Raw genomic sequence first — 25,494 nt, 5'->3', positions numbered from 1 at the left:
CACCGCGAAGAACCGGCCACCGCCCGAAGAACCAACCGCTTCGCGAAGAACCGGCCACCGCCCGAAGAACCACCGTCTCCACGAAGAGGAGCCCCATGTCCCCCGCACGCACCCCCCGCTACACCGTCCCCGGCCTCGGCGTCGACGAGGGCCGCCAGGTCATCGACCTGCTGACCCTGCGTCTGCACGCGCTCAACGATCTCGCGCTCACCCTCAAGCACATCCACTGGAACGTGGTCGGCCCGCACTTCATCGCCGTCCACGAGATGCTCGACCCGCAGACCGCCGCCGTACGGGACATGGCGGACGCCGCCGCCGAGCGCATCTCCGCCCTCGGCGGCGAGCCGAACGGCACTCCGGGCGCTCTGGTCAGGGAGCGGACCTGGGACGACTACAGCGTCGGGCGCGCCGACGCCATCGCCCACCTCGGGGCCCTGGACCTCGTCTACACCGGGATCATCGAGGACCACCGCGCGGCGGCCGAGAAGGCCGGCGAGCTCGACCCCGTCACCGAGGACCTGCTCATCGAGCACCTGCGCGGCCTGGAGCAGTTCCAGTGGTTCGTCCGCGCCCACCTGGAGTCCGGCTCCGGTGCGCTGTCGACCGCCGGCGCCTCCACCGAGGAGGCGGCGGCCGAGGCCGCGTCCCCCAAGCGGGCCGCCGCCCAGCGCACCCCCGCCAAGAAGACGGCGCTGCCCGCCCCGGCGAAGAAGACCGCGAAGAAGGCGGTCAAGAAGACCACGGCGAGCCGCCGCACCACCCGCTGAACGACCTCCGGCCGCGGGCCCCGGGCGGGCGGCTCAGGGCCTGCGGCCGCGGAAGGCGCGGTGCGGAGACGTCAAAGCGTGCCGGGGGCCGGCGGCCTTCACCGGTCGTCCCGGGCCTGCGCCGCGATGTCCGGGAAGTCCGTCACCACCGCGTCCACGCCCTGTCCGTAGTGGAAGGCGTACTCCGCGAAGGCGTCGCCGAAGGCGTGGGGGTCGGTCCCCCGGCGGTACGCGGCCGGGAGGTACTGGTTCTCCGCCCGGAAGGTGTACGCGCCGACCTTCAGGCCCGCCGCGTGGGCGTCCGCCAGCAGCGTGCTCGGCGGGACCAGCCAGGACTTGTCCGGGCCGATCCAGTCCGCGTACGAGGCGATCTCGCGCAGCCCGGCCGGGGTCGCCATCTCACGGTAGGCGGTCCCGTGACCGTACGGGCCGCCGCTCGTGCCCAGCGCCTGCCACAGCGGAAGGCCGAGGCGGGCGGCGGCCACCCGGCGCAGGCTCGTGGGCTCGAAGGACTGGACCACGCAGTCGCGGGCGGTCAGCCGGTTCCGGCGGATCACCCGGATCAGCTCCTCCTCCAGCGGCAGCCCGATCGAACGGAAGTACGTCGGGTGCTTGGTCTCCGGGAAGACCGCGATCCGCCGGCCCGACTCCCGCGACAGCCGCCGGGCCAGCTCCACGACCTCCTGGAACGTCATCACCCGGCCCCGCCCGTCGAAGACCGTGTTGCGGTCGCGGACCAGCGGAAGCCGCTCCACCGTCCGCAGCGTCCGCAGCTCCCGCAGCGTGAAGTCCTCGGTGAACCAGCCGGTCACCGCCTTGCCGTCGACCGTCTTCGTAGTGCGGCGGTCCGCGAACCCGGGGTGGTCGGCGACGTCCGTCGTCCCGCCGATCTCGTTCTCGTGCCGGACCACCAGGACGTGGTCCTTCGTCGGGACGAGGTCCGGCTCGATCCAGTCGGCCCCGGCCCGGACGGCGTAGGTGTACGCGTCGGCGGTGTGCTCGGGCCGCCACCCCGCCGCCCCGCGATGGCCGATGACCAGGGGACCGGACGGGCGGTGGGGCCGCCCGCCCGCGGCGGGGGCGGCGACGGCCGGGGCGGTGGCCGCGGCGGTCACGGCGGCCGTGGCCAGGAGGATCGAACGGCGCCTGGGGGCAACGGACATGACGGCTCCTCGGGTGGGGTGAGCCATCACGGAAGCGAGTACGGGTGACGGCCCGGGGTACGGCGCCCGGCCCGGCGATGTCCTGTCGGCCACGGATGCGCACCGCACCGCCACCGGCCACCGGAGCCCCGAACGCCGAAACGCCGGACCCCGCCCCGATCGTACGAGGAGGAGCCCGGCGTTCGTAGAGGCCGTGCGGGAAGGGGGCGGACTACCGCCGCTGCGCCGGAACCCCGGCCGCGGCGCCGGTCCCGTCGCCCGTGCCGTCCTCGCCCCGCCGGCGCTGGCGTACGAGTCCGATGCCGATCAGCACCAGGGTCAGCGCCCCCGTGGCGAGCAGCTGGTCGCGGGTGTCCGGCTGGCGCAGCATCAGCAGGAAGATGCCCGCCATGGCCGCCAGGGCGAGGATCGTGCCGACGGGGAAGAACCACATCCGCACGACCAGCGTCTCGGGCGCCTCCCGCTCGGTGCGCTTGCGCAGGACCAGCTGGGAGACGGCGATGAAGATCCACACGACCAGGATCACCGCGCCGATCATGTTCAGCAGCCAGGGGAAGACGTCGTCCGGCCGCCAGTAGCTGAGCAGCACGCACAGGAAGCCGAAGACCGAGGAGAACAGCACGGCGTTGCGCGGCACGCCGGAGGAGATCCTGCCGAGCACGGACGGGCCCTGGCCCCGGGCGACCAGCGAGCGGGCCATGCGGGACGCGCCGTAGATGTTGGCGTTCATCGCGGAGAGCAGGGCGATGAGGATGACCACGTTCATGATCTGCGCGGCGCTCCCGATGCCCAGGTGGTCGAGCATCGCGTAGAACGGGCCGACGTCGGCGACCTTCGGGTCGTCCCAGGGGACCAGCGTGACGATGACCGCCATGGAGCCGATGTAGAAGACGGCGATGCGCCACATCGCCGTACGGACCGCCTTGGCGACGCCCTGGACCGGGTTCTCGGATTCGGCCGCCGCGATGGTGACCGTCTCCAGGCCGCCGTAGGCGAAGACGGAGGCGAGGAGGCCGATGATGAAGCCGTCCATGCCCTTGGGGAGGAAGCCGCCGTCCCCCGAGAGGTTGGTCAGGCCGGGCGCGTCCGTGTCGGGCAGCACGCCGAGGATCGCCAGCAGGCCGAGGACCAGGAACAGCGTGATCGCGCCGACCTTGAGCGCGGCGAACCAGAACTCGAACTCGCCGAAGTTCTTCACCGCGGCCAGGTTGGTCCCCAGGAAGACCACCATGAAGAGGGCGACCCAGGCCCACTCCGGGGTTCCCGGCAGCCAGCCGCTGACGATCTGCGCGGCGCCGATGCCCTCCAGCCCCACGGCGACGCAGAGCAGGAACCAGAAGGACCAGCCCGCGGTGAACCCGGCCCAGGGGCCGATCGCCCGCTCGGCGTGCACGGAGAAGGAACCGGACGCCGGGTTGGCGGCCGACATCTCGCCGAGCATGCGCATCACCATCATGACGAGCAGGCCGGAGATGGCGTACGCGACGATGATCGAGGGACCCGCGGCGGCTATGCCGGCCCCCGAGCCGACGAAGAGCCCGGCGCCGATCACCCCGCCGAGGGCGATCATCGACAGGTGCCGCTGCTTGAGGCCGTGGGTGAGCGCGGAGTCCGCCGAGGGGGCGGCGGGGGCCGCGGCGTCAGCGGTGGGGGGAGACGCGGGAGTCCGAGGCATGGACAAGCTCTGTTCGGTAGGCGAGACGGGAGTGGAACCACAGTCTGGGCATCCGCACCGCTCACACGGAAAGAGTGTCCGCTATACGGTCACCAGGCTCACACAAGGTGCACACGCGCCTACGGGACGGTGAACGCGGCACGGACGGCGTTCCCCGTTCCGCGCCCGTCCGCCTCGGGCCGATCGCGTGCGTCCGCGCGCGTCCGTCCGCCCCGGTCCGCCCCTTCGCGTGCTCGCCCCGGCCGGAACCGTCAGGCCGGCGTCCCGCGCTCCCGCCACCCGCGCCCCACCGCCACCAGCAGGACCAGCGCGGTCGCTCCGGCCGACCACAGCACCTGTGGGCGCGCCGCGTCGTCGGTCAGCATCAGCACCAGCACGCCGAGCAGCCCCGCCAGCGTCAGCCAGGTCAGGAAGGGGAAGCACCACATGCGCAGGGACAGCGCCTCGGGGGCCTCCCGCTCCAGCCGGGCGCGCAGCCGCAGCTGTGAGGCGGCGATCAGCGCCCAGACGAACAGCAGCACCGCACCGACCGAGTTGAGCATGTACAGGAACACCGTGTCCGGCCACGCCAGGTTGAGCAGGACGGAGACGAAACCGAAGGCCACCGAGGCCAGCACCGCCCGCCGGGGCACCCCGCCCCCCTGCCCCGGGGAACCCCCGCCCGAGACCTTCAGCAGCCCGCGCGGGGCCTCCCCGCGCTCCGCCAGGGAGAAGACCATGCGGGAGGAGCCGTACAGATTGGCGTTGAGCGCGGAGAGCAGCGCCACGAACACCACGATGTTCATGATCTGCCCGGCCGACGGCACCCCGATCGCGTCCAGCACCTTCACGTACGGGCTCAGCCCGGCCCGCTGCGCGGTCCACGGCAGCACGGTGACGATCACCAGCATCGATCCGACGTAGAAGAAGAGGATGCGCACCACCGCGCTGCGCACCGCCCGTCCCACCGCGCGCACCGGGTCGTCCGTCTCGGCGGCGGCGATCGTGACGACCTCGAGGCCGCCGAAGGCGAAGACCACGGTCAGCACGCCGGAGACGACCCCGCTCCAGCCGTTCGGCAGGAAGCCGCCCCGGCCGGTCAGGTTGGCCGTCCCGACCGGGTCGGTGTCCGGGAGCAGGCCGAGGACCGCCAGCAGCCCGAGCACCAGGAAGAGGACGATCGCGCCGACCTTCAGGGCGGCGAACCAGAACTCGAACTCACCGAAGTTCTTCACCGCCGTCAGGTTCGCCGCGGTGAAGACCACCATGAACAGCAGGACCCACGCCCAGGGTTCCACGGCCGGAACCCAGCCGTGGGCGATCTGCGCGGCCGCCGTCGCCTCCACGGCGAGGACCACCACCAGCAGGAACCAGTACAGCCACCCGACGCTGAACCCGGCCCACCGCCCGAGCGCCCGCTCGGCGTGCACGGAGAACGAACCGGAGGCGGGCATCGCCGCGGACATCTCGCCCAGCATCCGCATCACCAGCATCGCGAGCGCCCCCGCGATCAGATAGGACACGACGATCGCGGGCCCCGCCACCGCGATCCCGGCGCCCGAGCCGACGAAGAGCCCGGCCCCGATCACCCCGCCGAGCCCCAGCATCGTCAGATGGCGCTGTTTGAGCCCGTGCGCCAGCGGCTCGGGCGGCGGGGCGGCCGTCGGGGCGGGGGGAGGGGCGGCGGGGGGAGGAGCCTCGGGCATGGGGGGAGGGGTCACTCTCGGATCAGCGGGCCGTTCGGGACGGGCGGCCGGTGGGCCGGGACCGCGCGGCCGTCGTTCGGGGGCGATCAGAGCGAACTGATCGTTTATGGGGAAGCTACAGTCTCGCCTCCCGGCGTCCTCCCCGCCAAAACGCACCGACACCGCCCTCACCTCCGTGACGCGTGTCACGCGCGAACGGGATTGCGGCGCGAGCTTTGTGTGAATCCCACCAACCCATCAACCGCCGCTTTGTGGGCGGCTGATGGTGATCGGGCATCGGCCCGTGGGCTAACGTCGGCGGGAGCCCGACCCCACCCTGCACGGCGGGGGCCGCCCAGGCCCGACCGCCCTCACCCGCGGAGTCCCGATGAGCACTGCTGCCGCCCCCGTCCGCTCCGGAGCGGTCCTCGCCGACCTGCTGCCCGCAGCCCGCCACCGCTACGCCGTGGACGCGGCCCTGGTCCTCGGCGGCGCCGCCCTGACCGGCATCGCGGCCCAGATCGCCGTGCCGGTCCCCGGCTCCCCGGTCCCGGTCACCGGCCAGACCTTCGCCGCCCTCCTCATCGGCACCGCGCTCGGCGCCCGCCGCGGCTTCCTCTCGCTCGCCCTGTACGCCCTCGTGGGCATGGCCGGCGTGCCGTGGTTCGCGGAGGCGTCCTCCGGCTGGAGCATGCCGTCCCTCGGCTACGTCTTCGGCATGCTCCTGGCCGCCACCGTTGTCGGCGCCCTCGCCCGGCGCGGCGGCGACCGCTCGGTGCTGCGCACGGCGGGCACGATGGTCCTCGGCTCCGCGATCATCTACGCCATCGGCGTGCCCTACCTCGCCCTCTCCACGGGAATGTCGCTGAGCGCCGCCGTCGCGGCCGGCCTCGTCCCGTTCCTGATCGGCGACGCCCTCAAGGCGGCTCTGGCCATGGGCCTGCTGCCGACCACGTGGAAGCTCCTCGGCCGCCGCGGCTGACCCCCCGAGGGCTCAGCTCTCGTACGGCCCCCCGAAGAGGCCCGCCGGATCGTACTGGGAGACCAGGCCGGCGAGCCTCTTCGCCGTCTCCGGCTCGTGGAGACCGGCGGTACGGTCCCCGCCGCCGAAGGAGAAGTTCAGCGACCGCCCCAGCACCCGCGGCCCCAGCACCCCGGCCACCTCCCCGTACAGCGAGCGCACCGCCGCCACGTCCGTACCGTCCAGCGGCGACAGCATCCGCAGCAGGAACCCCGCGTCCCGGTAGGGGACCGCGCTCGCCGTCCCCGGCCGCTCGGCCAGCGCGCCGCCGAGGTGGTTGAGCTGGACCACGGTCATCATCGGCGCGCCCGGCCCGGTCGCCTCCAGCACCCGTGCGGCCCTCTCGGCGTCCAACTCCCGCAGCATCAGCCCGTCCCCGTAGTACGCGTGCGGGAACGGCGGGTCGTTGTGGATGGCGGGGCTCTCCGCGTACGGCATCTCCCGCAGCGAGTCCGCCAGAGCGGGGCCGATCGCCCGCAGCGGGGCCACCAGCCGCTCGCCCTCGGCCGCGTCCCCCGTGAAGGCGACCCGCACCGAGACGACGTACCGCCCCCGCAGCCCCTCGGGAAGCTGCCGCATCTCCGGGTAGACCAGCACGGCCGGCGAGGACGTCAGGGTCCGGGGCACGGTCCGGGTCCACTCCAGATAGCCCGCCACCACTTCGGCGGCCCGCTCCCCGTCGAATGCGATCGAACCTCCGTACAACCGCTCCACCGCCACCAGGTCGATCTCCAGGGCGGTCACCACCCCCAGCCGGTGGCCGCCGCCGCGCAGCCCCCAGAAAAGCTCCGGCTCGCGCTCCGGGGTGACCCGGCGCAGGACGCCGTCGGCGGTCACCACGTCCAGCGCCCGGACCCGGTCGGCGGCGTACCCGAACTCCCGGGCCAAGATGCCCAGTCCGCCGCCCAGCGTGTACGAGACGGCGCCCACCGAGGGCGACGAGCCGTTGAGCGGGGCGAGGCCGTGCGGGGCCGCGGCGGCGGCCACCGCGCCCCAGGTGGCGCCCGCGCCGATCCTGGCGGTGCGGGCGACCGGGTCGACGGTGACCGTGTCCAGGGCGCGGGTGGCCACGAGGACCCCGCCCTCGATCGCACCGGCCAGCCCGTGCCCGGTGGCGTGCGCGGTCACCCGGAGCCCGAGCTCGGCGGCGTACGCCACGGCCTCCCGCACGTCGTCGGCGGTACGGGCCTCCACCACCCGGCCGGGACGGATCGGGAAACCGGTCTGGAAGGCGGCGGGGACGGACCCCTGGGTCGAGGACGGGGACCGGTGCTGGGACGGCATGGGAAAGCTCTCCTTCGCTCGCGTTTCTGCGGTGCGAGGGAGAGCTTCCCCGGCATACCTGACAACAGCCGTCAGGTATGGATCACCCGGGTGCGGATCGCGTACGGATCGGGGCCGTCACCCCGCGACGGCCTTACGGCCGCGCCACTCGCGTACCAGCGAGACGCCCACCACCAGGGCCGCGACCAGGAGCGACAGCACGACCTGCTGGCGGGCGGCGTCGTCGGTCAGCATGTAGACCAGGACGAAGGAGATCATCGCGATGGTCGCCCAGGTGAGGTACGGGAAGAGCCACATCCGCACGACCAGCTTGCCGGGGTTCTCCCGCAGGATGATCCCGCGCATCCGCAGCTGGGTGAAGCAGATGACCAGCCACACGAAGAGCGCGACCGCCCCGGAGGAGTTCAGCAGGAACTGGAACACCGTGTCGGGCCACTGGTAGTTGAAGAACACCGCCACGAAGCCGAAGACCACCGACGACAGGATCGCCGCCTGCGGCACGCCCCGCCGGTTGACCTTGGCGAAGGACTTCGGCGCGTCGCCCCGCTCGCCGAGCGAGAACGCCATCCGGGAGGCGGTGTAGAGGCCGGAGTTGAGGCAGGACAGCACGGCCGTCAGCACGATGAAGTCCATGACCTGGCCCGCGTGCGGGATGCCGATCGAGTCGAGGGCGGCGACGTAGCTGCCCTTCTCGACGATCGAGGGGTCGTTCCACGGCAGCAGGGTCAGCACCACGAAGATCGAGCCGAGGTAGAAGACGGCGATGCGCCAGATCACGCTGTTGGTGGCCTTCGAGACGGCCCGCTGCGGGTCCGTGGACTCCCCGGCGGCCAGCGTCACGATCTCACTGCCCATGAACGAGAAGACGACCATCAGTACACCGGTGAGGATCGCGCCCGGCCCCTCGGGGAAGAACCCGCCGGAGTCCGTCAGATGGGCGAGGCCCGACCCCGGATTGTCCGACCCGGGCAGGAACCCGAAGACCGCGAGGAGGCCGACGACCACGAACGCGCCGATCGCCACGACCTTGATCCCGGCGAACCAGAACTCGAACTCGCCGTAACTGCCCACCGAGACCAGGTTGGTGGCGGTCAGCACGACCATCACGATCAGCGCCCAGGCCCACTGCGGCACCCCGGGGATCCAGCCCTCCAGGATCTTCGCGCCCGCCGTGGCCTCCACCGCGAGCACCACGACCCAGAAGAACCAGTAGAGCCAGCCGATGGAGAACCCGGCCCACCGGCCGAGCGCCTGGTCGGCGTAGGCGGAGAAGGAGCCCGAGCTGGGCCGGGCGGCCGCCATCTCGCCGAGCATCCGCATCACCAGGACGACCATCAGGCCGACCATCGCGTACGAGATGAGGATCGCCGGGCCCGCCGCCGCGATGCCCGCGCTGGAACCCACGAAGAGCCCGGCGCCGATCACACCGCCGATCGCGATCATCGAGAGGTGGCGGTTCTTCAGGCCTGCCTGAAGCCCGTCCGACGAGTCCGGCCGGCCCGGCTCACCGGGCTCTTGACCCGGCTTCGCCAGCGTCGTCTGCGACGTCATGGGGGGAGTCCTTTACGTTTTCGAACCTGAGGGTGCGCCCTGCTCCGCCGTGGGGTGGTGCGAAGACAAGGCCACGCATTGAAGCCCGGAAAGGGCCGGAAGCGGAACCCCCTCTTCCAGATCATTTGCCCGATCGTTGCCCGCGTGGCGTCGACCACAGCGCGCGCGACGGGCGGCAAGCCCGGACCCCGCTGACGATTACCCCCCGAAGTTCGTGCCACACTTCGCACCATGCGCGTGTACCTCGGATCCGACCATGCCGGTTACGAACTCAAGAACCACCTCGTCGAGTGGCTCGGCGCCCACGGCCACGAGGCCGTCGACTGCGGCCCCCACATCTACGACGCCCAGGACGACTACCCGCCGTTCTGCCTGCGCGCCGCCGAGAAGACGGCGGCCGACCCGGACAGCCTCGGCATCGTGATCGGCGGCTCCGGCAACGGCGAGCAGATCGCCGCCAACAAGGTCAAGGGCGTCCGCGCCGCACTGGCCTGGAGCGAGCAGACCGCCGCCCTCGGCCGCGAGCACAACAACGCCAACGTCGTCGCGATCGGCGGCCGGATGCACACGGTCGAGGAGTCCACGAAGTTCGTCGAGATCTTCCTCTCCACCCCGTACTCGAACGAGGAGCGCCACACGCGCCGCATCGAGATGCTCACGGCGTACGAGAACACCGGCGAGCTCCCCCCGGTCCCGGCCCACCACCCGCAGCAGGGCTGACCTCCCGCCGTACCCCCGCCTTCCCGTGCCGCCGGGCCCAGGGCCCGGCGGCACGGCCATGCCGCCGCCCGCCACCCGTGCAACAGGGAGCAGCCCGCCGTGCCCGAGGGACACACCATCCGCCGCCTCGCCGACGACCACGCCGAACGGTTCGCCGGAGCACCGGTCCGGGTGAGCAGTCCCCAGGGCAGGTTCTCCGACGGCGCGGCCCTCCTCGACGGGCGCACCCTCACCGCCGTCGACGCCCACGGCAAGCACCTCTTCCTCGGCTTCGGCCCCGTCGGCTGGGTCCACATCCATCTCGGCCTCTTCGGCAAGCTCGGCTTCGGCGCCGCCCCGCCCCCGCCGCCCACCGACACCGTCCGGCTGCGCCTCGCCAACGCGGCGCACTACGCCGATCTGCGCGGCCCCACCGCCTGCGCCCTGATCACCGAGCCAGAGAAGCGCGCGATACACGAGCGGCTGGGACCGGACCCGCTGCGCGGCGACGAGGACGGGGAGCGCGCCTGGCAGCGGATCTCCCGCAGCCGCACCACCGTCGCCGCCCTGCTGATGGACCAGAAGGTCATCGCGGGCGTCGGCAACGTCTACCGGGCCGAGGTCCTCTTCCGGCACGGCATCGACCCGTACCGCGCGGGCCGCGACCTCACCCGCGCGGAGTGGGACGCCCTCTGGGCGGACCTGGGGGAGCTGATGCGCGAGGGCGTGACGAACAACCGGATCGACACCGTCCGGCCCGAGCACCTCCCCGAGGCCATGGGCCGCCCGCCCCGCCAGGACGACCACGGCGGCGAGGTCTACGTCTACCGGCGGGCGAACCTGCCCTGCCACATCTGCGGTACGGAGATCCGCACCGCGGACCTCGTCTCGCGCAACCTCTTCTGGTGCCCCCGGTGCCAGCCCTCGGGCCTCCCCGGTGGAGAAAAAGGCTGAAAACCGCTCGAAGAAGGCCGCCGGGTACGGGCGGGCGATCCCTTTTCGCGCATCTTGTCACCGGGGCCCCCTGCGCCGGAGGCGTCCGGGTGGATAGGGTCCGGGCAGTGGCCCGCAGCGGAGGAGTAGACGACTTCTGGGCCCGGTGGCGCAAGAACGTGCACCGGGTCCGCAACGGGCTGCGCAGATCCGGGGTCGACTACTTCCGGGGCGACGGCTCCGACTGGATCGCGCTGGCCGGTCTGCTGCTGACGATCCCGGCCATCACCGTCGCCACCGTCGTCAGCCCCGTCTGGATCGACCCCGCCGCCCTCGCCCTGCCCATCGTGGCGGGCGGCCTGCTGCTGCGCCCCGCCAGCCTGCTCGGCCTGTACGCGACGGCCGCCGGCGCGCTGATCGCCGAGGCGCTCACGCTCGGCCCGTACCTGGACGGCCCCGCCCGGGTCACCCCGGGCACGGTGCTGGTGGTCGCCGCCTGCGGGTTCTTCGGGCTGGTCCTCGCCCAGTTCCGGGCCCGGGTCGGCGTGCCCTGGCGGCGCGGCGGCACGATGCTCTTCGACCTGCGCGAACGCATCCGGGTCCAGAGCTCCCTGCCCCGGCTGCCCCAGGGCTGGCACCGCGAGATGGCGCTGCGCCCGGCCGGCGGCCAGTCGTTCTCCGGGGACTTCGTGGTCGCGGCCCGCACCCACGGGGGCCGCACCCTGGAGGCCGTGCTCACCGACGTGTCCGGCAAGGGCATGGACGCGGGCTCCCGGGCCCTGCTGCTGTCCGGCGCCTTCGGCGGCCTCCTCGGCTCGCTGCCCCCGCACGCCTTCCTGCCGGCCGCCAACGGCTATCTGCTGCGCCAGGACTGGGACGAGGGCTTCGCCACCTCGATCCACCTGGTGCTGGACCTGGAGTCGGGCGACTACGAGATCTACTCCGCGGGCCATCCGCCCGCCCTCCAACTGCACGCGGGCAGCGGCCGGTGGGAGGAGAAGTCGGGGGAGGGGCCCCTGCTCGGGGTCTACGACGGGGCCGAGTTCGACGCGGTGAAGGGATCGCTCGCGCCGGGCGATGTGCTGATGCTGTTCACCGACGGCCTCGTGGAGGCGTCCGACCGGGACATCGCCGAGGGCATCGACCGGCTGACCGGCGAGGCCGACCGCTATGTCTCCACCGGCTTCGAGGGCGCGGCCTGGCACCTCATCGAGGCGTGCGCCAAGGACGTCAACGACGACCGGGCCCTGCTGCTGCTCTCCCGCCGGGCCTGAACGGCCACGGCCTCGGCCGTCGGGGACGGTGAGCGCAGCGGGCCCCCTTCGCGGCCCCTCGGGGGCCGCACGCCAGGGGGCGGGGGACGGGGACGGGACCGGGCCCGCACGGTGGAGAGGCGCCCCCTCACCCGTGTCCGGGTGCCGGGGCGCCTCTCCGCGGGCGGCGCCGCTCAGACCGACACGGGGACCTGGTCCCGGTCCTGGTGGCCGTCCTTCTTGCGGCCGCCCGGCAGTATGCGGGCCAGCCAGTGCGAGCGTCCGGCGGCCAGCGGCGCGAGGACGGCGAGCAGGAGGACGTAGCCGGCGATGAACGGCGAGAGCCGCTCGTCCAGTCCGGCGGCAGCCGCCATCGTGGCGAGGATGAGCGCGAACTCCCCCCGGGCCACCAGCGTGGTGGCGATGTTGGCCGTGGCCTGCGCGCCGAAGGAGTACACCTTCGCCGCCGCGAAGCCGGCCGCGATGTTCATGGCGAGCGTCAGCACCACGGCCGCCAGCACCGGCCACAGCACGCTCGGAAGGTCGCCCGGGTCGATGGAGAGGCCGAAGGCGAAGAAGAAGATGGCGCCGAAGGCGTCCCGCAGCGGGTGCACCAGTTTGAGGATGCGGTCGCCGGACGAGGTGGAGCCGAGCATCAGACCCACCATGAAGGCGCCGATCGCGTCGGCCACGCCGAACATCTCGGAGACGCCGGCGACGAAGACCGCCGCACCCAGGAACGAGATGACGAGCAGCTCGTCGTCCTTGGTGTTCATGAGCTTGCCGATGGTCTTCGTGCCGAACCGGGCCGCCAGCGCGAGCAGCAGCAGGAACCCGAACGCCTTGCCGCCGTCGGCCAGCGCGGCCGAGAGGCTGTCGGCGCCGGACAGGATCGGCTGGAGCGCGGCCAGGTAGAGGGCGAGGAAGATGTCCTCGACCACGATGATGCCGAGGATCGGCCGGGTCTCCGGATTACCGATGCGCCCGAGGTCCACCAGGATCTTGGTGACGATCGCGGACGAGGAGATGCCGAGGACGCCGGCGAGGACCAGCGCCTCCGAGGTGCCCCAGCCCAGCGCGAAACCGAAGGCGAGACCGGCGCCGACGTTCAGGGCGAGGTATGTCCCGCCCGCGACGGCCATCTTTCGGCCGCCCGTCTTGAGGTCGTCCATGTGGAACTCGAGCCCCAGGTAGAAGAGCAGGAGGACGAGTCCCAGCGCGGAGAGCATCTCCAGGTCGTGCGGGTTGGAGAGGAGGGTGTATCCGGGGGTGTGCGGGCCGAGGAGGATCCCGGCCAGGATGAACAGGGGGATGGTCGGCAGCCCGATGCGGCCGCCGAGGCGGGCGAGGACGGCAGCGGCCAGGAAGGCGCCGCCCATGGCGAGAAGGGTGTCTGCGTGTCCGATGAGCCTGATTCCTTCGGGGTCGGGTCACGTGCGGGTCAAGAGGGCGTCAAGAATCCATCAGTAATTAGTTTACCGAACGATTGACCCTGCAACTATGGTCCGCCCGTCTTGTCAGGCTTTGCCCGTTCGGTCTGACAGAGGTGGCGCGTCAACCGGTTCATGTCCGGCGCGAGTTCGGGTGCGGACCCGGGGCGGCCGTAGGGTCGGCCCATGACCGGACGCCCATGGAGCCTCTTCGAAGTGGAGGCGATCGCCCGCGCGGCCCACGCGGGCCGGACCGACAAGGCGGGCCGCCCGTACGCGGAACATCTGGCGGCCGTGGCCCAAGGCGTACGGGTGCGCGGCGGCGACGACGGGCAGATCGCGGCGGCCTGGCTGCACGACGCGATCGAGGACGGCGCCCTCTCCGCCGAGTGGCTGGAGGCCGCCGCCCTGCCCCGGCGGGTGAAGGAGATGGTCCTGGCGGTGACCAAGCGGCCCGGCGAGGCGCTGACCTCGTACACCGCCCGGATTCTGGCCACCCCGGGCGCGCTGCTCGTCAAGGAGGCGGACCTCGCCCACAACGCCGACCCCGACCGTCTCGCGGCCCTCGAAACGGCGACGCGTACCCGGCTGACGGCGAAGTATGCGCAGGTACGGGGCCTGTTGGGGCTGCCCGGCGGTGAACCGCCCCCGGACCGAAAGGTTTCGGCCAACCCGGGAACGCGCTGATCCACCCGCGGCCCGCCCGCGGGTGGATCAGCACGAGAGAGTGGGGCCGCCCGCCGCCCGAGGGGGACGGTCGGCGGGCCGGGGGTCAGCGCTTCGCGGGAGCCTTCCGGAACGCCCAGGGCAGCTCCGGCTCGGTGGCCCACTTCAGGGCCCGGCCCACCGGCGGGGTGCACATGAGGGTCACCGCGGCCGCCGCCGCGAGGGAGGCGACGACGAGGCCCACCGGGTCGGAGAGCCAGGCGTGGCGGTCGAACAGGCCCGCGTACTCGGCCCCCTTGATGAGGAAGCCGTGCAGCAGGTAGCCGCAGATCGTTCCGGCGCCGAGCACCGTGAACCACCGGGCCCCGCCGGGCACCCAGGCCAGGAAGCCGATCGTCAGGGCCAGGGCGCAGCCGAACATCGCGAGCGTCATCACCGCGCCCGACCACCACGGCGCGCCCATCTCCTGCGCGCTGTTGGCGCGGTAGAGCCAGCCGAGCTGCATGCGAGGGGCGATCCAGTACGCGAAAAGAAGGGCGCCCGCGAAGAGGGGCACGGACAGCAGCCGCACCTCGCGTCGCCTGACCAGCTGGAAGTGCTCCGGCTTCATCAGCAGGCCGAGCACGAAGAAGGGCAGGAACTGCAGTACCCGCTGGAGATCGAGGTCGTCGCCGATCTCGGGGGAGATCGAGGCGAGCGCCGCGATGGCGAGCGCCACCGGCAGCGGGTGGCGCAGTGACAGCCAGATCGGCGTGGTCACCCGCCAGATGAACAGGGCGATGAGGAACCAGGTCAGGAAGAACGGGTCGATCAGGCTGATCGCCATGTCCGGCGAATCGTCCGCGTACCGCTTGAAGAGCGAATAGGCCGTCTCGAAGAGCACGTACGGCACCACGACACCGGTGATCAGGCGCTTCACCTTGGGCGCCGTCATGTCGAAGTTCCGGGAGAAGTAGCCCGAGATGAGGATGAAGGCCGGCATGTGGAACGCGTACACGATCATGTACAGCGCCCGGGTGGCGCGACTGCCGTCCATCACGGGTTCCCAGGCGTGGGCCACCGCCACGAGAACGATGGCCAGATATTTCACATTGTCGAAGTAGGGATCACGTTTCCTCGTCGGCGCGGGCGCCGGAGCGGCGGCGCGGGGCGCGCCGCCGGCCTGGGCGGGCCGGGGTGCGGTGGCGGTGAGCGTCTGCTCGCGTCTGGGCTCCGGCTCCCGGGTCGCCGGGGGGAGCGGGGCCCTCTGAAATACGCTCGGAGCTTGGAACATCTCAGGCACCTTAGACCGGTCGATTGCCGTGCGTAAAACCGCGGGGAGATATCGCGTGTTCCCCTCTATTCGAATGTGAAACCGTCGAACACGGTCCGATATGACACCCTTGATCCCGATGAAATGGTGCATAACTCCCGGAGGTTGGGGAGGGTGAATTACGTCGCATCCACCCCGTCCCTTGGCTGTGAATAAAGTGTGGGGATGCGGAAACGATTGCCGGAACCGATATTCGGCCGCCGCGATTTCCCGGCCGGTGCACAGGGCGGGCCCGGGCGGCCCGGCCCCCGCGCGGGGGTCGCCCGCACCCCTTGCGCCGAGCGGCCCCGGGGGCTCGGCGCGCCCGTCTCCGCTCGCTGGGCCGGGGTGGCCGGCGCCCGTGAAGGATGGCGGGATCCCGTCACCCCGTTCCGTCACCCCGCAGCACCCACGGGGGAGTTGGTGGCACGATGGGGGGCGACGGGGCGCGCGGCGGTGCACGCTTCCGGGCCGGCAAGGCGGACCGACCGAAGGTGTGATCAGACGTGGCTATTTCACTGTCGATGGTGCTGCTGTTCGCGGTCATCCTGGTGGTAATGATCCGTAGCGGCTCCATCAAGCCCGGCCCCGCGCTCGTCGCCGTGCTCTTCGGCTTCTTCCTGGCCTCGACCGGCATGGCGCCGTCGATCAACAGGTTCATGAACTCGATAGCCGACACCATCAACCAGATCAGCTTCTGACCGGCTTCCGAGCGGGGGGGGGGGGGCCCCCCCCCCCCCCCCGCCCCCCCCCCCCCCCCCCGCGGGGGCCCCCCCCCCCCGCCCGCGGGGGGCCCCCCCCCCCCGCGGGGGGGCCCCCCCCCGCTCGCGGTGCCCCGCCCCGGGAGCACAACGCGCGAGGGCCGGGCCGGAGGATCATCCTCCGGCCCGGCCCTCGGCCACATGGAGCGGGCGACGGGAATCGAACCCGCGTAGCTAGTTTGGAAGACTAGGGCTCTACCATTGAGCTACGCCCGCATGCACCGCACCGCAGGTCCGTGGACCGCGGCACGAAGAGCATCGTAGCGGGTCGGCGGCGGTGTCCGCACACCCGTTGTGCCGACCGCCGGACGCGCTGCCGGACCCGCACCGGGCCGGACCCGGTGGAGCCGCCCCGTAAAGCGGCGTATACCCGGTCGCCGTCCATGTACCCTACGTGTCGCACCGACGGGGTGTGGCGCAGCTTGGTAGCGCGTCCGCTTTGGGAGCGGAAGGTCGTCGGTTCGAATCCGGCCACCCCGACCACCGGCAAGATCGCGTTGTGGGAGTCATCCTCCTTGCCGTTACTATGCAAAATGCGTGCCCGTGTGTCTGATGTACCGGGCTCGGTCCGCGAAGCCGCCACTCGGCGGCCCAGCAGAACCCCAAGAAGTCAGCCACCAAGGAGACCGAACCGTGAAGAGCGCCGTGGAGACCCTGAACCCGACCCGGGTTCGGCTCAGCATCGAGGTGCCCTTCGAGGAGCTCAAGGACAGCCTCGACGCGGCGTACAAGAAGATCAACCAGCAGGTCACGGTGAAGGGCTTCCGCAAGGGCAAGATCCCCGCCCGGGTCATCGACCAGCGGTTCGGCCGCGGTGCGGTGCTGGAGGAGGCCGTCAACGACGCCCTCCCGAAGTTCTACACCGAGGCGGTCAACGAGGGTGAGCTGAACGTCCTCGGCCAGCCCGAGGTCGACATCACCGAGCTGAAGGACGGCGAGCTGCTGGCCTTCACCGCCGAGGTTGACGTACGCCCCGAGATCGAGATCCCGGACTACTCCGGCATCGAGGTCACCGTCGACGCCCTCGAGGTCACCGACGAAGAGGTCGAGAAGGCCGTGGAGCAGCTCCGCGAGCGCTTCGCCTCCACCAACCCGGTCGAGCGCGCCGCCGCCGACGGCGACGTCGTCACGATCGACCTGCAGGCCAAGGTCGACGGCGAGGTCCTGGAGGACGGCGTGGCCGACGGTGTCTCGTACACCATCGGTTCCGGCGAGCTCCTCGACGGCATCGACGAGGCCGTGACCGGCCTGGAGGCCGGCGGCGAGGCCACCTTCACCTCGCAGCTGAAGGGCGGCTCCGCCGAGGGCAAGGACGCGGAGGTCACCGTCAAGGTCACCGCCGTCGCCGCCCGCGAGCTCCCCGAACTGGACGACGACTTCGCCCAGATGGCCAGCGAGTTCGACACGCTGGAGGAGCTGAAGGCCGACAGCCGCAAGCGCCTGGAGACCACCAAGCAGTACGACCAGGCCACCCAGGCCCAGGAGCGCGTCCTGGAGGAGCTGCTGAAGCTCGCCGAGGTCCCGATCCCGGAGAAGCTGCTCGCGGACGAGGTCCAGACCCGCAAGCACAACCTGGAGCACCACCAGCTCGGCCAGATGGGCCTCGACCTGGAGAAGTACCTCGAGATCCAGGGCAAGTCCCTGGAGGAGTTCGAGAACGAGACCTCCGAGCAGGCCGTCAAGGGCATCAAGACCCAGTTCCTCCTCGACGAGATCGTCAACAAGGAGAAGCTGAACGTCAACCAGGAGGAGCTCACCGAGCACCTCATGCGCCGTGCCGCCTCCTCCGGCATGAGCCCCGACCAGTTCGCCCAGGCCGTCGTCGAGGGCGGCCAGGTGCCGATGCTCGTCGGCGAGGTCGCCCGCGGCAAGGCGCTCGCCGTCGTCGTCGAGGCCGCCAAGGTCGTCGACACCAACGGCGAGGTCGTCGACCTGGAGGACGACGAGGACGAGGCCGCCGAGGCCACGGAGACGGCCGAGGCCGCCACCGAGGAGAAGGCGGACGAGAAGGCCGAGGAGAAGAACGAGGCCTGAGCCTCGCTCCCCTCCGCGGCAGCCTCGCGCTGACCGTCACGACGGGCCCCGGACGCACCGCGCGTCCGGGGCCCGTCGCCGTACCGCGCCGCACCGCCGTACGGCCCCGGAACCCGTGTGCGCACGGCCGAGCTTGCGCTCCCAGCGAACAGTTGGGGAAGCGGGATGGCGTTGTCCCACCTGCGCGTTAGGGTCCATGAAGAGGAAGGGTGGGGCAGTGACTTCACCCGCCCGGTACGAAGACGCTGAGACGGCCGGAGCCGTCAGAGACGAGCAGGTGGATACGTGACGAATCTGATGCCCTACGCCGCCGGAGAGCCGTCCCTCGGTGGAGGCCTCGGTGACCAGGTCTACAGCCGACTGCTCGGCGAGCGCATCATCTTCCTCGGTCAGCAGGTCGACGATGACATCGCCAACAAGATCACCGCACAGCTCCTCCTCCTTGCCGCCGAACCCGACAAGGACATCTACCTCTACATCAACAGCCCCGGTGGCTCGGTGACGGCCGGCATGGCCGTCTACGACACCATGCAGTACATCCCGAACGACGTCGTCACCATCGGCATGGGCATGGCCGCCTCCATGGGCCAGTTCCTGCTCACCGGCGGCGCCGCGGGCAAGCGCTTCGCGCTCCCGAACACCGACATCCTGATGCACCAGGGTTCGGCCGGCATCGGCGGTACGGCTTCGGACATCAAGATCCAGGCCCAGTACCTGCTCCGCACCAAGACGCGCATGGCCGAGATCACCGCGCACCACTCCGGCCAGACCGTCGAGACGATCATCCGCGACGGCGACCGCGACCGCTGGTACACGGCGGAGGAGGCCAAGGACTACGGCCTCATCGACGAGATCATCACGGTCGCGTCGGGCATCCCGGGCGGCGGCGGCACCGGCGCCTGATCCGGCTCCCACCGGACCGGCGGCACTCCCGCACCCCCCTCTCGTACGCCGAGACCTCCAGCCCCAGAACGCCACCAGGATGGTGAACACCCACATGAACAACTTCTCCGGCGCCTCCGCGAGCGGCCTCTACACCGGCCCGCAGGTGGACAACCGCTACGTCGTCCCGCGCTTCGTGGAGCGCACCTCGCAGGGCGTGCGCGAGTACGACCCGTACGCGAAGCTCTTCGAGGAGCGCGTGATCTTCCTGGGCGTCCAGATCGACGACGCCTCGGCCAACGACGTCATGGCGCAGCTGCTGTGCCTGGAGTCGATGGACCCCGACCGGGACATCTCGATCTACATCAACAGCCCCGGCGGCTCGTTCACCGCGCTCACCGCGATCTACGACACGATGCAGTTCGTGAAGCCCGACATCCAGACGGTCTGCATGGGCCAGGCGGCCTCCGCCGCCGCCGTCCTGCTCGCCGCGGGCACCCCGGGCAAGCGCATGGCGCTCCCGCACGCCCGGGTGCTCATCCACCAGCCGTCCTCGCAGACGGGCCGTGAGCAGCTCTCCGACCTGGAGATCGCCGCCAACGAGATCCTCCGCATGCGCTCGCAGCTGGAGGAGATGCTGGCCCGGCACTCGACGACCCCGCTGGAGAAGATCCGCGAGGACATCGAGCGCGACAAGATCCTGACGGCCGAGGACGCCCTGGCGTACGGTCTGGTGGACCAGATCGTTTCCACCCGCAAGACCACCGCGGGCGCATCGCTCTGACGTCGGTCTTTCCCCTTGGCACATTCCGTGTCCACGGCCCCGGCCGTGTGAACCGTGCCAAGGGGGGCCCGAACGGGGGCCCAGGCAAGGTACCGTCGAATAGAGGCACCAGGAGCCGCTGAACCAGGCGTCTCCCAGGCGAAGGGGAAGCACCTCGTGGCACGCATCGGTGATGGCGGCGACCTGCTCAAGTGCTCGTTCTGCGGAAAGAGCCAGAAGCAGGTGAAGAAGCTCATCGCGGGGCCTGGTGTGTACATCTGCGACGAGTGCATCGATCTCTGCAACGAGATCATCGAGGAGGAGCTCGCGGAGACGAGCGAGGTGCGCTGGGAGGAGCTTCCCAAGCCCCGCGAGATCTACGAGTTCCTGGAGGGGTACGTCGTCGGGCAGGAGCCCGCGAAGAAGGCCCTCTCCGTCGCGGTGTACAACCACTACAAGCGGGTCCAGGCCGGGGAGAACGGCGGCGGTTCGGGTCGTGAGGACGCGATCGAGCTCGCCAAGTCGAACATCCTCCTGCTGGGCCCCACGGGTTCCGGCAAGACGCTGCTCGCGCAGACGCTGGCCCGCATGCTCAACGTCCCGTTCGCCATCGCGGACGCCACCGCGCTGACGGAGGCCGGCTATGTCGGCGAGGACGTCGAGAACATCCTGCTCAAGCTGATCCAGGCGGCGGACTACGACGTCAAGAAGGCCGAGACCGGGATCATCTACATCGATGAGATCGACAAGGTCGCCCGCAAGAGCGAGAACCCGTCGATCACCCGCGACGTCTCGGGCGAGGGCGTGCAGCAGGCGCTGCTGAAGATCCTGGAGGGCACCACCGCCTCCGTCCCGCCGCAGGGCGGACGCAAGCACCCGCACCAGGAGTTCATCCAGATCGACACGACGAACGTGCTGTTCATCGTGGGCGGAGCGTTCTCCGGCCTGGAGAAGATCATCGAGTCGCGGGCCGGGGCCAAGGGCATCGGCTTCGGGGCCACCATCCGTTCCAAGCGGGAGATCCAGGCGAGCGACCAGTTCCAGGAGGTCATGCCGGAGGACCTGGTGAAGTTCGGGATGATCCCCGAGTTCATCGGCCGCCTCCCCGTGCTGACCTCGGTCCACAACCTGGACCGCGAGGCCCTGCTCCAGATCCTCATCGAACCGCGCAACGCGCTGGTCAAGCAGTACCAGCGCCTCTTCGAACTCGACGGTGTGGAGCTGGACTTCGAGCGCGAGGCGCTGGAGGCCATCGCCGACCAGGCGATCCTGCGCCAGACCGGTGCGCGCGGTCTGCGCGCCATCATGGAGGAAGTCCTCCAGTCCGTGATGTACGAGGTCCCGTCCCGCAAGGACGTCGCCCGCGTCGTCATCACCCCGGACGTCGTCCGCGACCACGTCAACCCGACGCTGGTCCCGCGCGAGCCGCGCACGATCGGCAAGAACGACGGCGGCCGTCACGAGAAGTCCGCGTAGCCGTACCCGAGACGCGTACGCCGAAGGGGCGCCCACCGGTTCGACCGGTGGGCGCCCCTTCGGCGTCGGGCGATCAGATCTTGGTGCGGGAGGTGTTGTAGAGCTTGGCGGCGAGGTCGGCCACATCTTCCTGCGGCCCGCCCTTCCCCGTCAGAGCCGAGGCGATGTCGAGGCTCCCCACGATGCCGACCGTGCTGTAGTCGGCCCAGATGCACACCGGCATGGTGAACTCCTTCGGCCCCTTCGCCGCGGAGCCGGCGGCCTTGTCGTTCACCACCTTGAGGTCCTGGCACTTCATCAGCGCGCCGTCGAAGCCCTCCGGCTTGAACTCCTTGGGGCTGCCCACCAGGGAGACTTTGCTCTTGCCCTCGCCGCCGGACTTCATCATGTTCACCTCGGCCTTGGCGAAGGCGCCGTCGAGCGTCTTGGCCGGGTCCGAGACCTCTCCCCAGACACCCTCGAACATGAGTACCTTCTGGGCGAGCGGGTTGTCCTTGGAGCCGCTCTTGTACTGGGCCTCCACCTTGTTGGCGTCCTTGACCCCCATGGCCTCGGCCTCGGCCTTGTCCTCGCCGGTGGCCGGGCGGGACACGGAGGGCTTGGACGCGTCCTTCTCGAAGTCCTCGACGGAGGCCGGGGGCGTCAGCTTGTACCCCTTCGTGGAGTCCGCCACGTCACCGCTGCCGCCGCCGGCGGTCAGGAAGTACACCCCGCCCGCGATGACCGCCAGCGCCACCACGGCGACCCCGACGATCAGCCCGGTCTTCTTCTTCGGCTGCGGCGGCTGCCCACCGTACGGAGGCTGCCCCCCGTAGGGGGCCTGCCCGTACGGGGGAGCGGGCGGCTGCTGACCGTACGGGCCCGGCTGCTGCGCCTGCGGGTAGCCGTAGCCCTGCGGCTGCTGCGGCTGCTGCGGCTGCGCGTACGGGTTCGGCTGCTGCGGGGGGACGCCCTGCGGGGCCTGCTGCGGGTAGCCGTAGCCGGGCTGGCCCTGCGGCGGCGGGGCTCCGTACGGACCCGGCTGCTGTCCGTACGGTCCGGGCTGGCCCTGCGGCGGCTGCCCGCCGTACGGGCCCGGCTGGTTGTAGCTCATCGGGGTGTCCCCTCCAGATTGTCTCGGGCCGGCCGACACGGGGAGGGCAGCCCTTATGCGTGGTGAACATCCTGACGGAAGCCGCTCCGGCACGGGCGACCGGGCCGGACACCGTTACCGAACCAATCCGTTTCAGTGCAGTCCTGTGACGGCCCTAAACTGTCCCCGTGACCGAGAACTCATCGCAGCAGCCAGCCAGCACCCCCGAACTGCCGACCACGTACGCGCCGGCCGAGGTAGAGGGGAAGCTGTACGAGCTCTGGGTAGAGCGTGGTTACTTCGAAGCCGACGCGAAGAGCGAGAAGCCCCCGTACACCATCGTCATCCCGCCGCCCAACGTCACCGGCGCCCTCCACCTGGGCCACGCCTTCCAGGTCACGCTGATGGACGCCCTGACCCGCCGCAAGCGGATGCAGGGCTTCGAGACGCTGTGGCTGCCCGGCATGGACCACGCCGGCATCGCCACCCAGAACAAGGTGGAGCAGCAGCTCGGCGAGGAGGGCAAGTCCCGCCACGACATCGGCCGGGAGGCGTTCACCGAGCGCGTCTGGCAGTGGAAGGACGAGTACGGCGGGCGCATCCTCGGCCAGCTGCGCCGCCTCGGCGCCGGTCTCGACTGGTCGCGGGAGCGGTTCACCATGGACGAAGGGCTCTCCCGCTCCGTCCAGAAGATCTTCAAGGACCTCTACGACGACGGTCTGATCTACCGCGCCGAGCGCATCATCAACTGGTGCCCGCGCTGCCTCACCGCCATCTCGGACATCGAGGTGGACTACCAGGAGGACGACGGCGAGCTGGTCTCCCTCCGGTACGGCGAGGGCGACGAGACCCTGGTCGTCGCCACCACCCGGGTCGAGACGATGCTCGGCGACACCGCCGTCGCCGTCCACCCCGACGACGAGCGGTACGCCCACCTGATCGGCAAGCGCATCAAGCTGCCGCTCACCGACCGCACCATCCCGGTCGTCGCCGACACCCACGTCGACCCGGAGTTCGGCACGGGCGCCGTCAAGGTGACCCCGGCGCACGACCCGAACGACTTCGCGATCGGCCAGCGCCACGAGCTGGAGTCCCTGACGATCATGGACGAGCGCGGTGTCATCACCGTGCCCGGCCCCTTCCAGGGACTCGACCGCTTCGAGGCGCGTTCCGCCATCGTCGCCGCCCTGCGCGAACAGGGCCGGGTCGTCGCGGAGAAGCGCCCGTACGTCCACTCGGTCGGGCACTGCTCCCGCTGCAAGACCACCATCGAGCCGCGCCTCTCCCTCCAGTGGTGGGTCAAGGTCGACACGCTCGCCAAGGCCGCCGGCGACGCGGTCCGCGACGGACGGGTCGCCCTCCACCCCAAGGAGATGGAGAAGCGGTACTTCGACTGGGTCGACAACCTCAACGACTGGTGCATCTCCCGCCAGCTCTGGTGGGGCCACCGCATCCCCGTCTGGTACGGCCCGGACGGCGAGGTCGTCTGCGTCGGCCCCGACGAGGAGCCGCCCACCGGCGAGGGCTGGACCCAGGACGAGGACGTCCTCGACACCTGGTTCTCCTCCGGCCTGTGGCCGTTCTCCACGCTCGGCTGGCCCGAACAGACCCCGGACCTGGAGAAGTTCTACTCCACGGACGTCCTGCTCACCGGCCACGACATCATCTTCTTCTGGGTCGTCCGGATGATGATGTTCGGCCTGTACGCGATGGACGGCGAGGTGCCGTTCAAGACGGTCGCCCTCACCGGCCTGGTCCGCGACGAGTTCGGCAAGAAGATGTCGAAGTCCAACCCGAACGCGGTCGACCCGATCGAGTGGATGGACGCCTACGGCTCCGACGCCGTCCGCTTCACCCTGGCCAACGGCGCCAACCCGGGCGCCGACGTCCCGATCGGCGAGGACTGGGTCAAGGCGTCCCGGAACTTCGCCAACAAGATCTGGAACGCCACCCGTTTCGCCCTGATGAACGGCGCGACGATCGAGGGCCCGCTGCCGGACCCGGCCGAGATGACGGCCACCGACCGCTGGATCCTCTCCCGGCTCAACGAGACCGTCGCGGACGTCGACCGCTACTACGACGACTTCCAGTTCGCGAAGATCTCCGACGCGCTCTACCACTTCGCGTGGGACGAGGTCTTCGACTGGTACGTCGAGCTGTCGAAGACGACGTTCTTCGCCGGTGGCGAGCAGGCCAAGGTCTCCGGCCGGGTCCTCGGCGAGGTCCTCGACGTCACCCTGCGCCTGCTCCACCCGATCGTCCCGTTCGTCACGGAGACGCTGTGGACCACGCTGACCGGCGGCGAGTCCGTCGTCGTCGCCGCGTGGCCCGCCGACTCCGGCTTCCGCGACGAGGCGGCCGAGAAGGAGATCGAGCTGGTCCAGCAGGTGGTCACCGAGGTCCGCCGCTTCAAGGGCGACCAGGGCCTCAAGCCCGGCCAGAAGGTCCCGGCCGAGCTGACCCTGACCGGCACGGCGCTCGCCCCGCACGAGCCCGCGATCCGTCAGCTGCTGCGCCTGGAGGCGGCCGGGGACGGCTTCAGCGCCACCGCCTCCCTCCCGGTCGCCGGGGCCACCGTCGCGCTGGACCTCTCCGGCACCATCGACGTGGCGGCCGAGCGCAAGCGCCTCACCAAGGACCTGGAGGCGGCGAAGAAGGAGAAGGCCCAGGCGGAGGGCAAGCTCGGCAACGAGGCCTTCCTCGCCAAGGCCCCGGACCAGGTGGTCGACAAGATCCGCGGCCGGCTCGCCAAGGCCGAGGCCGACATCGAGCGGATCGGAGCCCAGCTGGCGGGTCTCCCGCAGAGCTGATGAGCTGAGGGCGAAGCCCCCGCGCACCCGACCGACCGGGCGTGCGGGGGCTTCGCCGTATCCACCGACCGGGTGTACGGGGGCTTCGCCGTATCCACCGACCGGGTGTACGGGGGCTCCGCCGTATCCACCGGCCGGGCGTGCGGGGGCTCCGCCGCACCCGACCGACCGGGCGTGCGGGGGCTCCGCCCTATCCACCGACCGCGCGTACGGGCCCCCGTCCCCACCGGCCGCTCCGGGCCTCGCCGGGCCCCCGGCAGGGAGTCGGCCGGGCGCTGCGTGCGATGGCCGGCCCCATC

General features: G+C 71.1%; 20 protein-coding genes and 2 tRNA genes. 13 read left to right on the top strand and 9 right to left on the bottom strand.

From position 1 onward, the window contains the following. The first annotated feature begins 95 nt into the window (after positions 1 to 95). Positions 96 to 767 (top strand): Dps family protein, encoded by a 672-nt coding sequence (locus tag ACH4K1_RS16390; protein ID WP_398089993.1) that lies wholly within the window; start codon positions 96 to 98, stop codon positions 765 to 767. 98 nt (positions 768 to 865) lie between these two features. Here the strand turns inward: ACH4K1_RS16390 and ACH4K1_RS16385 are convergent, their stop codons facing one another. The 3 genes from ACH4K1_RS16385 to ACH4K1_RS16375 all read right to left on the bottom strand — a co-directional run bounded on the left by ACH4K1_RS16385 (position 866) and on the right by ACH4K1_RS16375 (position 5,290). Continuing rightward, the gene (locus ACH4K1_RS16385) at positions 866 to 1,930 is read right to left on the bottom strand and encodes a glycerophosphodiester phosphodiesterase family protein (RefSeq protein WP_398089992.1); all 1,065 of its coding nucleotides are present in this window, start codon (positions 1,928 to 1,930) and stop codon (positions 866 to 868) included. A gap of 211 nt (positions 1,931 to 2,141) precedes the next feature. Beyond that, a complete protein-coding gene (locus ACH4K1_RS16380) occupies positions 2,142 to 3,605 on the bottom strand; it encodes an amino acid permease (protein WP_398089991.1) in 1,464 nt (487 codons plus the stop codon). A 251-nt stretch (positions 3,606 to 3,856) separates the two neighbouring features. After that, a complete protein-coding gene (locus ACH4K1_RS16375; RefSeq protein ID WP_398089990.1) occupies positions 3,857 to 5,290 on the bottom strand; it encodes an amino acid permease in 1,434 nt (477 codons plus the stop codon). Between the two features lie 367 nt (positions 5,291 to 5,657). Here ACH4K1_RS16375 and ACH4K1_RS16370 point away from each other — a divergent pair, with 367 nt between their 5' ends. Beyond that, positions 5,658 to 6,251: a biotin transporter BioY gene (locus tag ACH4K1_RS16370; protein ID WP_398089989.1), complete on the top strand. Its 594-nt coding sequence runs from the start codon at positions 5,658 to 5,660 to the stop codon at positions 6,249 to 6,251. Positions 6,252 to 6,263: 12 nt separating this feature from the next. Here ACH4K1_RS16370 and ACH4K1_RS16365 read toward each other — a convergent pair whose 3' ends face one another. Together ACH4K1_RS16365 and ACH4K1_RS16360 are read right to left on the bottom strand one after the other, a co-directional pair. Next, positions 6,264 to 7,574 carry an FAD-binding oxidoreductase gene (locus ACH4K1_RS16365; protein ID WP_398089988.1) on the bottom strand — a complete coding sequence of 437 codons (1,311 nt, stop codon included), beginning with the start codon at positions 7,572 to 7,574 and terminating at the stop codon, positions 6,264 to 6,266. A 117-nt stretch (positions 7,575 to 7,691) separates the two neighbouring features. Further along, positions 7,692 to 9,125: an amino acid permease gene (locus ACH4K1_RS16360; RefSeq protein ID WP_398089987.1), complete on the bottom strand. Its 1,434-nt coding sequence runs from the start codon at positions 9,123 to 9,125 to the stop codon at positions 7,692 to 7,694. 231 nt (positions 9,126 to 9,356) lie between these two features. Here ACH4K1_RS16360 and ACH4K1_RS16355 point away from each other — a divergent pair, with 231 nt between their 5' ends. The 3 genes from ACH4K1_RS16355 to ACH4K1_RS16345 all read left to right on the top strand — a co-directional run bounded on the left by ACH4K1_RS16355 (position 9,357) and on the right by ACH4K1_RS16345 (position 12,031). Beyond that, on the top strand, positions 9,357 to 9,845 hold the full coding sequence (locus ACH4K1_RS16355) for a ribose-5-phosphate isomerase (RefSeq protein ID WP_398089986.1): 489 nt from the start codon (positions 9,357 to 9,359) through the stop codon (positions 9,843 to 9,845). Between the two features lie 99 nt (positions 9,846 to 9,944). Then, entirely contained in the window at positions 9,945 to 10,778 is an 834-nt protein-coding gene (locus ACH4K1_RS16350; RefSeq protein ID WP_398089985.1) for an Fpg/Nei family DNA glycosylase, read from the top strand. A 107-nt stretch (positions 10,779 to 10,885) separates the two neighbouring features. Next, positions 10,886 to 12,031, top strand: coding sequence for a PP2C family protein-serine/threonine phosphatase (locus ACH4K1_RS16345; RefSeq protein ID WP_398089984.1), 1,146 nt, complete (start codon positions 10,886 to 10,888; stop codon positions 12,029 to 12,031). 173 nt (positions 12,032 to 12,204) lie between these two features. Here the strand turns inward: ACH4K1_RS16345 and ACH4K1_RS16340 are convergent, their stop codons facing one another. Continuing rightward, positions 12,205 to 13,389: a cation:proton antiporter gene (locus tag ACH4K1_RS16340; RefSeq protein ID WP_398089983.1), complete on the bottom strand. Its 1,185-nt coding sequence runs from the start codon at positions 13,387 to 13,389 to the stop codon at positions 12,205 to 12,207. 237 nt (positions 13,390 to 13,626) lie between these two features. Here ACH4K1_RS16340 and ACH4K1_RS16335 point away from each other — a divergent pair, with 237 nt between their 5' ends. After that, entirely contained in the window at positions 13,627 to 14,127 is a 501-nt protein-coding gene (locus tag ACH4K1_RS16335) for an HD domain-containing protein (RefSeq protein WP_398089982.1), read from the top strand. Between the two features lie 85 nt (positions 14,128 to 14,212). Here ACH4K1_RS16335 and ACH4K1_RS16330 read toward each other — a convergent pair whose 3' ends face one another. Next, positions 14,213 to 15,379, bottom strand: a complete 1,167-nt coding sequence (locus ACH4K1_RS16330) for an acyltransferase family protein (protein WP_398089981.1) — start codon at positions 15,377 to 15,379, stop codon at positions 14,213 to 14,215. A 524-nt stretch (positions 15,380 to 15,903) separates the two neighbouring features. Here ACH4K1_RS16330 and ACH4K1_RS16325 point away from each other — a divergent pair. Beyond that, positions 15,904 to 16,098 (top strand): hypothetical protein, encoded by a 195-nt coding sequence (locus tag ACH4K1_RS16325; RefSeq protein ID WP_012380975.1) that lies wholly within the window; start codon positions 15,904 to 15,906, stop codon positions 16,096 to 16,098. Positions 16,099 to 16,300: 202 nt separating this feature from the next. Here ACH4K1_RS16325 and ACH4K1_RS16320 read toward each other — a convergent pair. Further along, positions 16,301 to 16,374: transfer RNA gene (locus ACH4K1_RS16320), tRNA-Gly, on the bottom strand. A gap of 190 nt (positions 16,375 to 16,564) precedes the next feature. Here ACH4K1_RS16320 and ACH4K1_RS16315 point away from each other — a divergent pair. The 5 genes from ACH4K1_RS16315 (at position 16,565) to clpX (ending at position 21,313) form a co-directional block, all read left to right on the top strand. After that, positions 16,565 to 16,641, top strand: a tRNA-Pro gene (locus ACH4K1_RS16315). 150 nt (positions 16,642 to 16,791) lie between these two features. Continuing rightward, complete coding sequence (gene tig, locus ACH4K1_RS16310) at positions 16,792 to 18,192, top strand: trigger factor (RefSeq protein ID WP_398089980.1); 1,401 nt, start codon at positions 16,792 to 16,794, stop codon at positions 18,190 to 18,192. Positions 18,193 to 18,489: 297 nt separating this feature from the next. Then, positions 18,490 to 19,095: an ATP-dependent Clp protease proteolytic subunit gene (locus ACH4K1_RS16305; protein WP_018511477.1), complete on the top strand. Its 606-nt coding sequence runs from the start codon at positions 18,490 to 18,492 to the stop codon at positions 19,093 to 19,095. Positions 19,096 to 19,174: 79 nt separating this feature from the next. Beyond that, complete coding sequence (locus ACH4K1_RS16300; protein WP_073766032.1) at positions 19,175 to 19,858, top strand: ATP-dependent Clp protease proteolytic subunit; 684 nt, start codon at positions 19,175 to 19,177, stop codon at positions 19,856 to 19,858. Positions 19,859 to 20,014: 156 nt separating this feature from the next. Next, positions 20,015 to 21,313: an ATP-dependent Clp protease ATP-binding subunit ClpX gene (gene clpX / locus ACH4K1_RS16295; protein ID WP_073766030.1), complete on the top strand. Its 1,299-nt coding sequence runs from the start codon at positions 20,015 to 20,017 to the stop codon at positions 21,311 to 21,313. A gap of 73 nt (positions 21,314 to 21,386) precedes the next feature. Here clpX and ACH4K1_RS16290 read toward each other — a convergent pair whose 3' ends face one another. Then, the gene (locus tag ACH4K1_RS16290; RefSeq protein WP_398089979.1) at positions 21,387 to 22,406 is read right to left on the bottom strand and encodes a hypothetical protein; all 1,020 of its coding nucleotides are present in this window, start codon (positions 22,404 to 22,406) and stop codon (positions 21,387 to 21,389) included. A 167-nt stretch (positions 22,407 to 22,573) separates the two neighbouring features. Between ACH4K1_RS16290 and ACH4K1_RS16285 the strand changes: the two genes are divergently transcribed. Further along, on the top strand, positions 22,574 to 25,195 hold the full coding sequence (locus tag ACH4K1_RS16285; protein WP_398089978.1) for a valine--tRNA ligase: 2,622 nt from the start codon (positions 22,574 to 22,576) through the stop codon (positions 25,193 to 25,195). The last annotated feature ends 299 nt before the right edge of the window (positions 25,196 to 25,494 follow it).

Origin of the sequence: Streptomyces sp. NPDC017448, from assembly GCF_044330565.1 — a bacterium.
Lineage (GTDB): Bacteria > Actinomycetota > Actinomycetes > Streptomycetales > Streptomycetaceae > Streptomyces.
The sequence above is the reverse complement of the archived record's forward strand: the minus strand, read 5'-3'. Positions and strand labels throughout refer to the sequence as shown.

Bases quoted from the DNA above. Each gene is read 5' to 3' on its own strand.
- ACH4K1_RS16390 (WP_398089993.1), top strand. From the start codon at position 96: ATGTCCCCCGCACGCACCCCCCGCTACACCGTCCCCGGCCTCGGCGTC.
- ACH4K1_RS16385 (WP_398089992.1), bottom strand. From the start codon at position 1,930: ATGTCCGTTGCCCCCAGGCGCCGTTCGATCCTCCTGGCCACGGCCGCC.
- ACH4K1_RS16380 (WP_398089991.1), bottom strand. From the start codon at position 3,605: ATGCCTCGGACTCCCGCGTCTCCCCCCACCGCTGACGCCGCGGCCCCC.
- ACH4K1_RS16375 (WP_398089990.1), bottom strand. From the start codon at position 5,290: ATGCCCGAGGCTCCTCCCCCCGCCGCCCCTCCCCCCGCCCCGACGGCC.
- ACH4K1_RS16370 (WP_398089989.1), top strand. From the start codon at position 5,658: ATGAGCACTGCTGCCGCCCCCGTCCGCTCCGGAGCGGTCCTCGCCGAC.
- ACH4K1_RS16365 (WP_398089988.1), bottom strand. From the start codon at position 7,574: ATGCCGTCCCAGCACCGGTCCCCGTCCTCGACCCAGGGGTCCGTCCCC.
- ACH4K1_RS16360 (WP_398089987.1), bottom strand. From the start codon at position 9,125: ATGACGTCGCAGACGACGCTGGCGAAGCCGGGTCAAGAGCCCGGTGAG.
- ACH4K1_RS16355 (WP_398089986.1), top strand. From the start codon at position 9,357: ATGCGCGTGTACCTCGGATCCGACCATGCCGGTTACGAACTCAAGAAC.
- ACH4K1_RS16340 (WP_398089983.1), bottom strand. From the start codon at position 13,389: ATGGGCGGCGCCTTCCTGGCCGCTGCCGTCCTCGCCCGCCTCGGCGGC.
- ACH4K1_RS16335 (WP_398089982.1), top strand. From the start codon at position 13,627: ATGACCGGACGCCCATGGAGCCTCTTCGAAGTGGAGGCGATCGCCCGC.
- ACH4K1_RS16330 (WP_398089981.1), bottom strand. From the start codon at position 15,379: ATGTTCCAAGCTCCGAGCGTATTTCAGAGGGCCCCGCTCCCCCCGGCG.
- ACH4K1_RS16305 (WP_018511477.1), top strand. From the start codon at position 18,490: ATGCCCTACGCCGCCGGAGAGCCGTCCCTCGGTGGAGGCCTCGGTGAC.
- ACH4K1_RS16300 (WP_073766032.1), top strand. From the start codon at position 19,175: ATGGTGAACACCCACATGAACAACTTCTCCGGCGCCTCCGCGAGCGGC.
- ACH4K1_RS16290 (WP_398089979.1), bottom strand. From the start codon at position 22,406: ATGAGCTACAACCAGCCGGGCCCGTACGGCGGGCAGCCGCCGCAGGGC.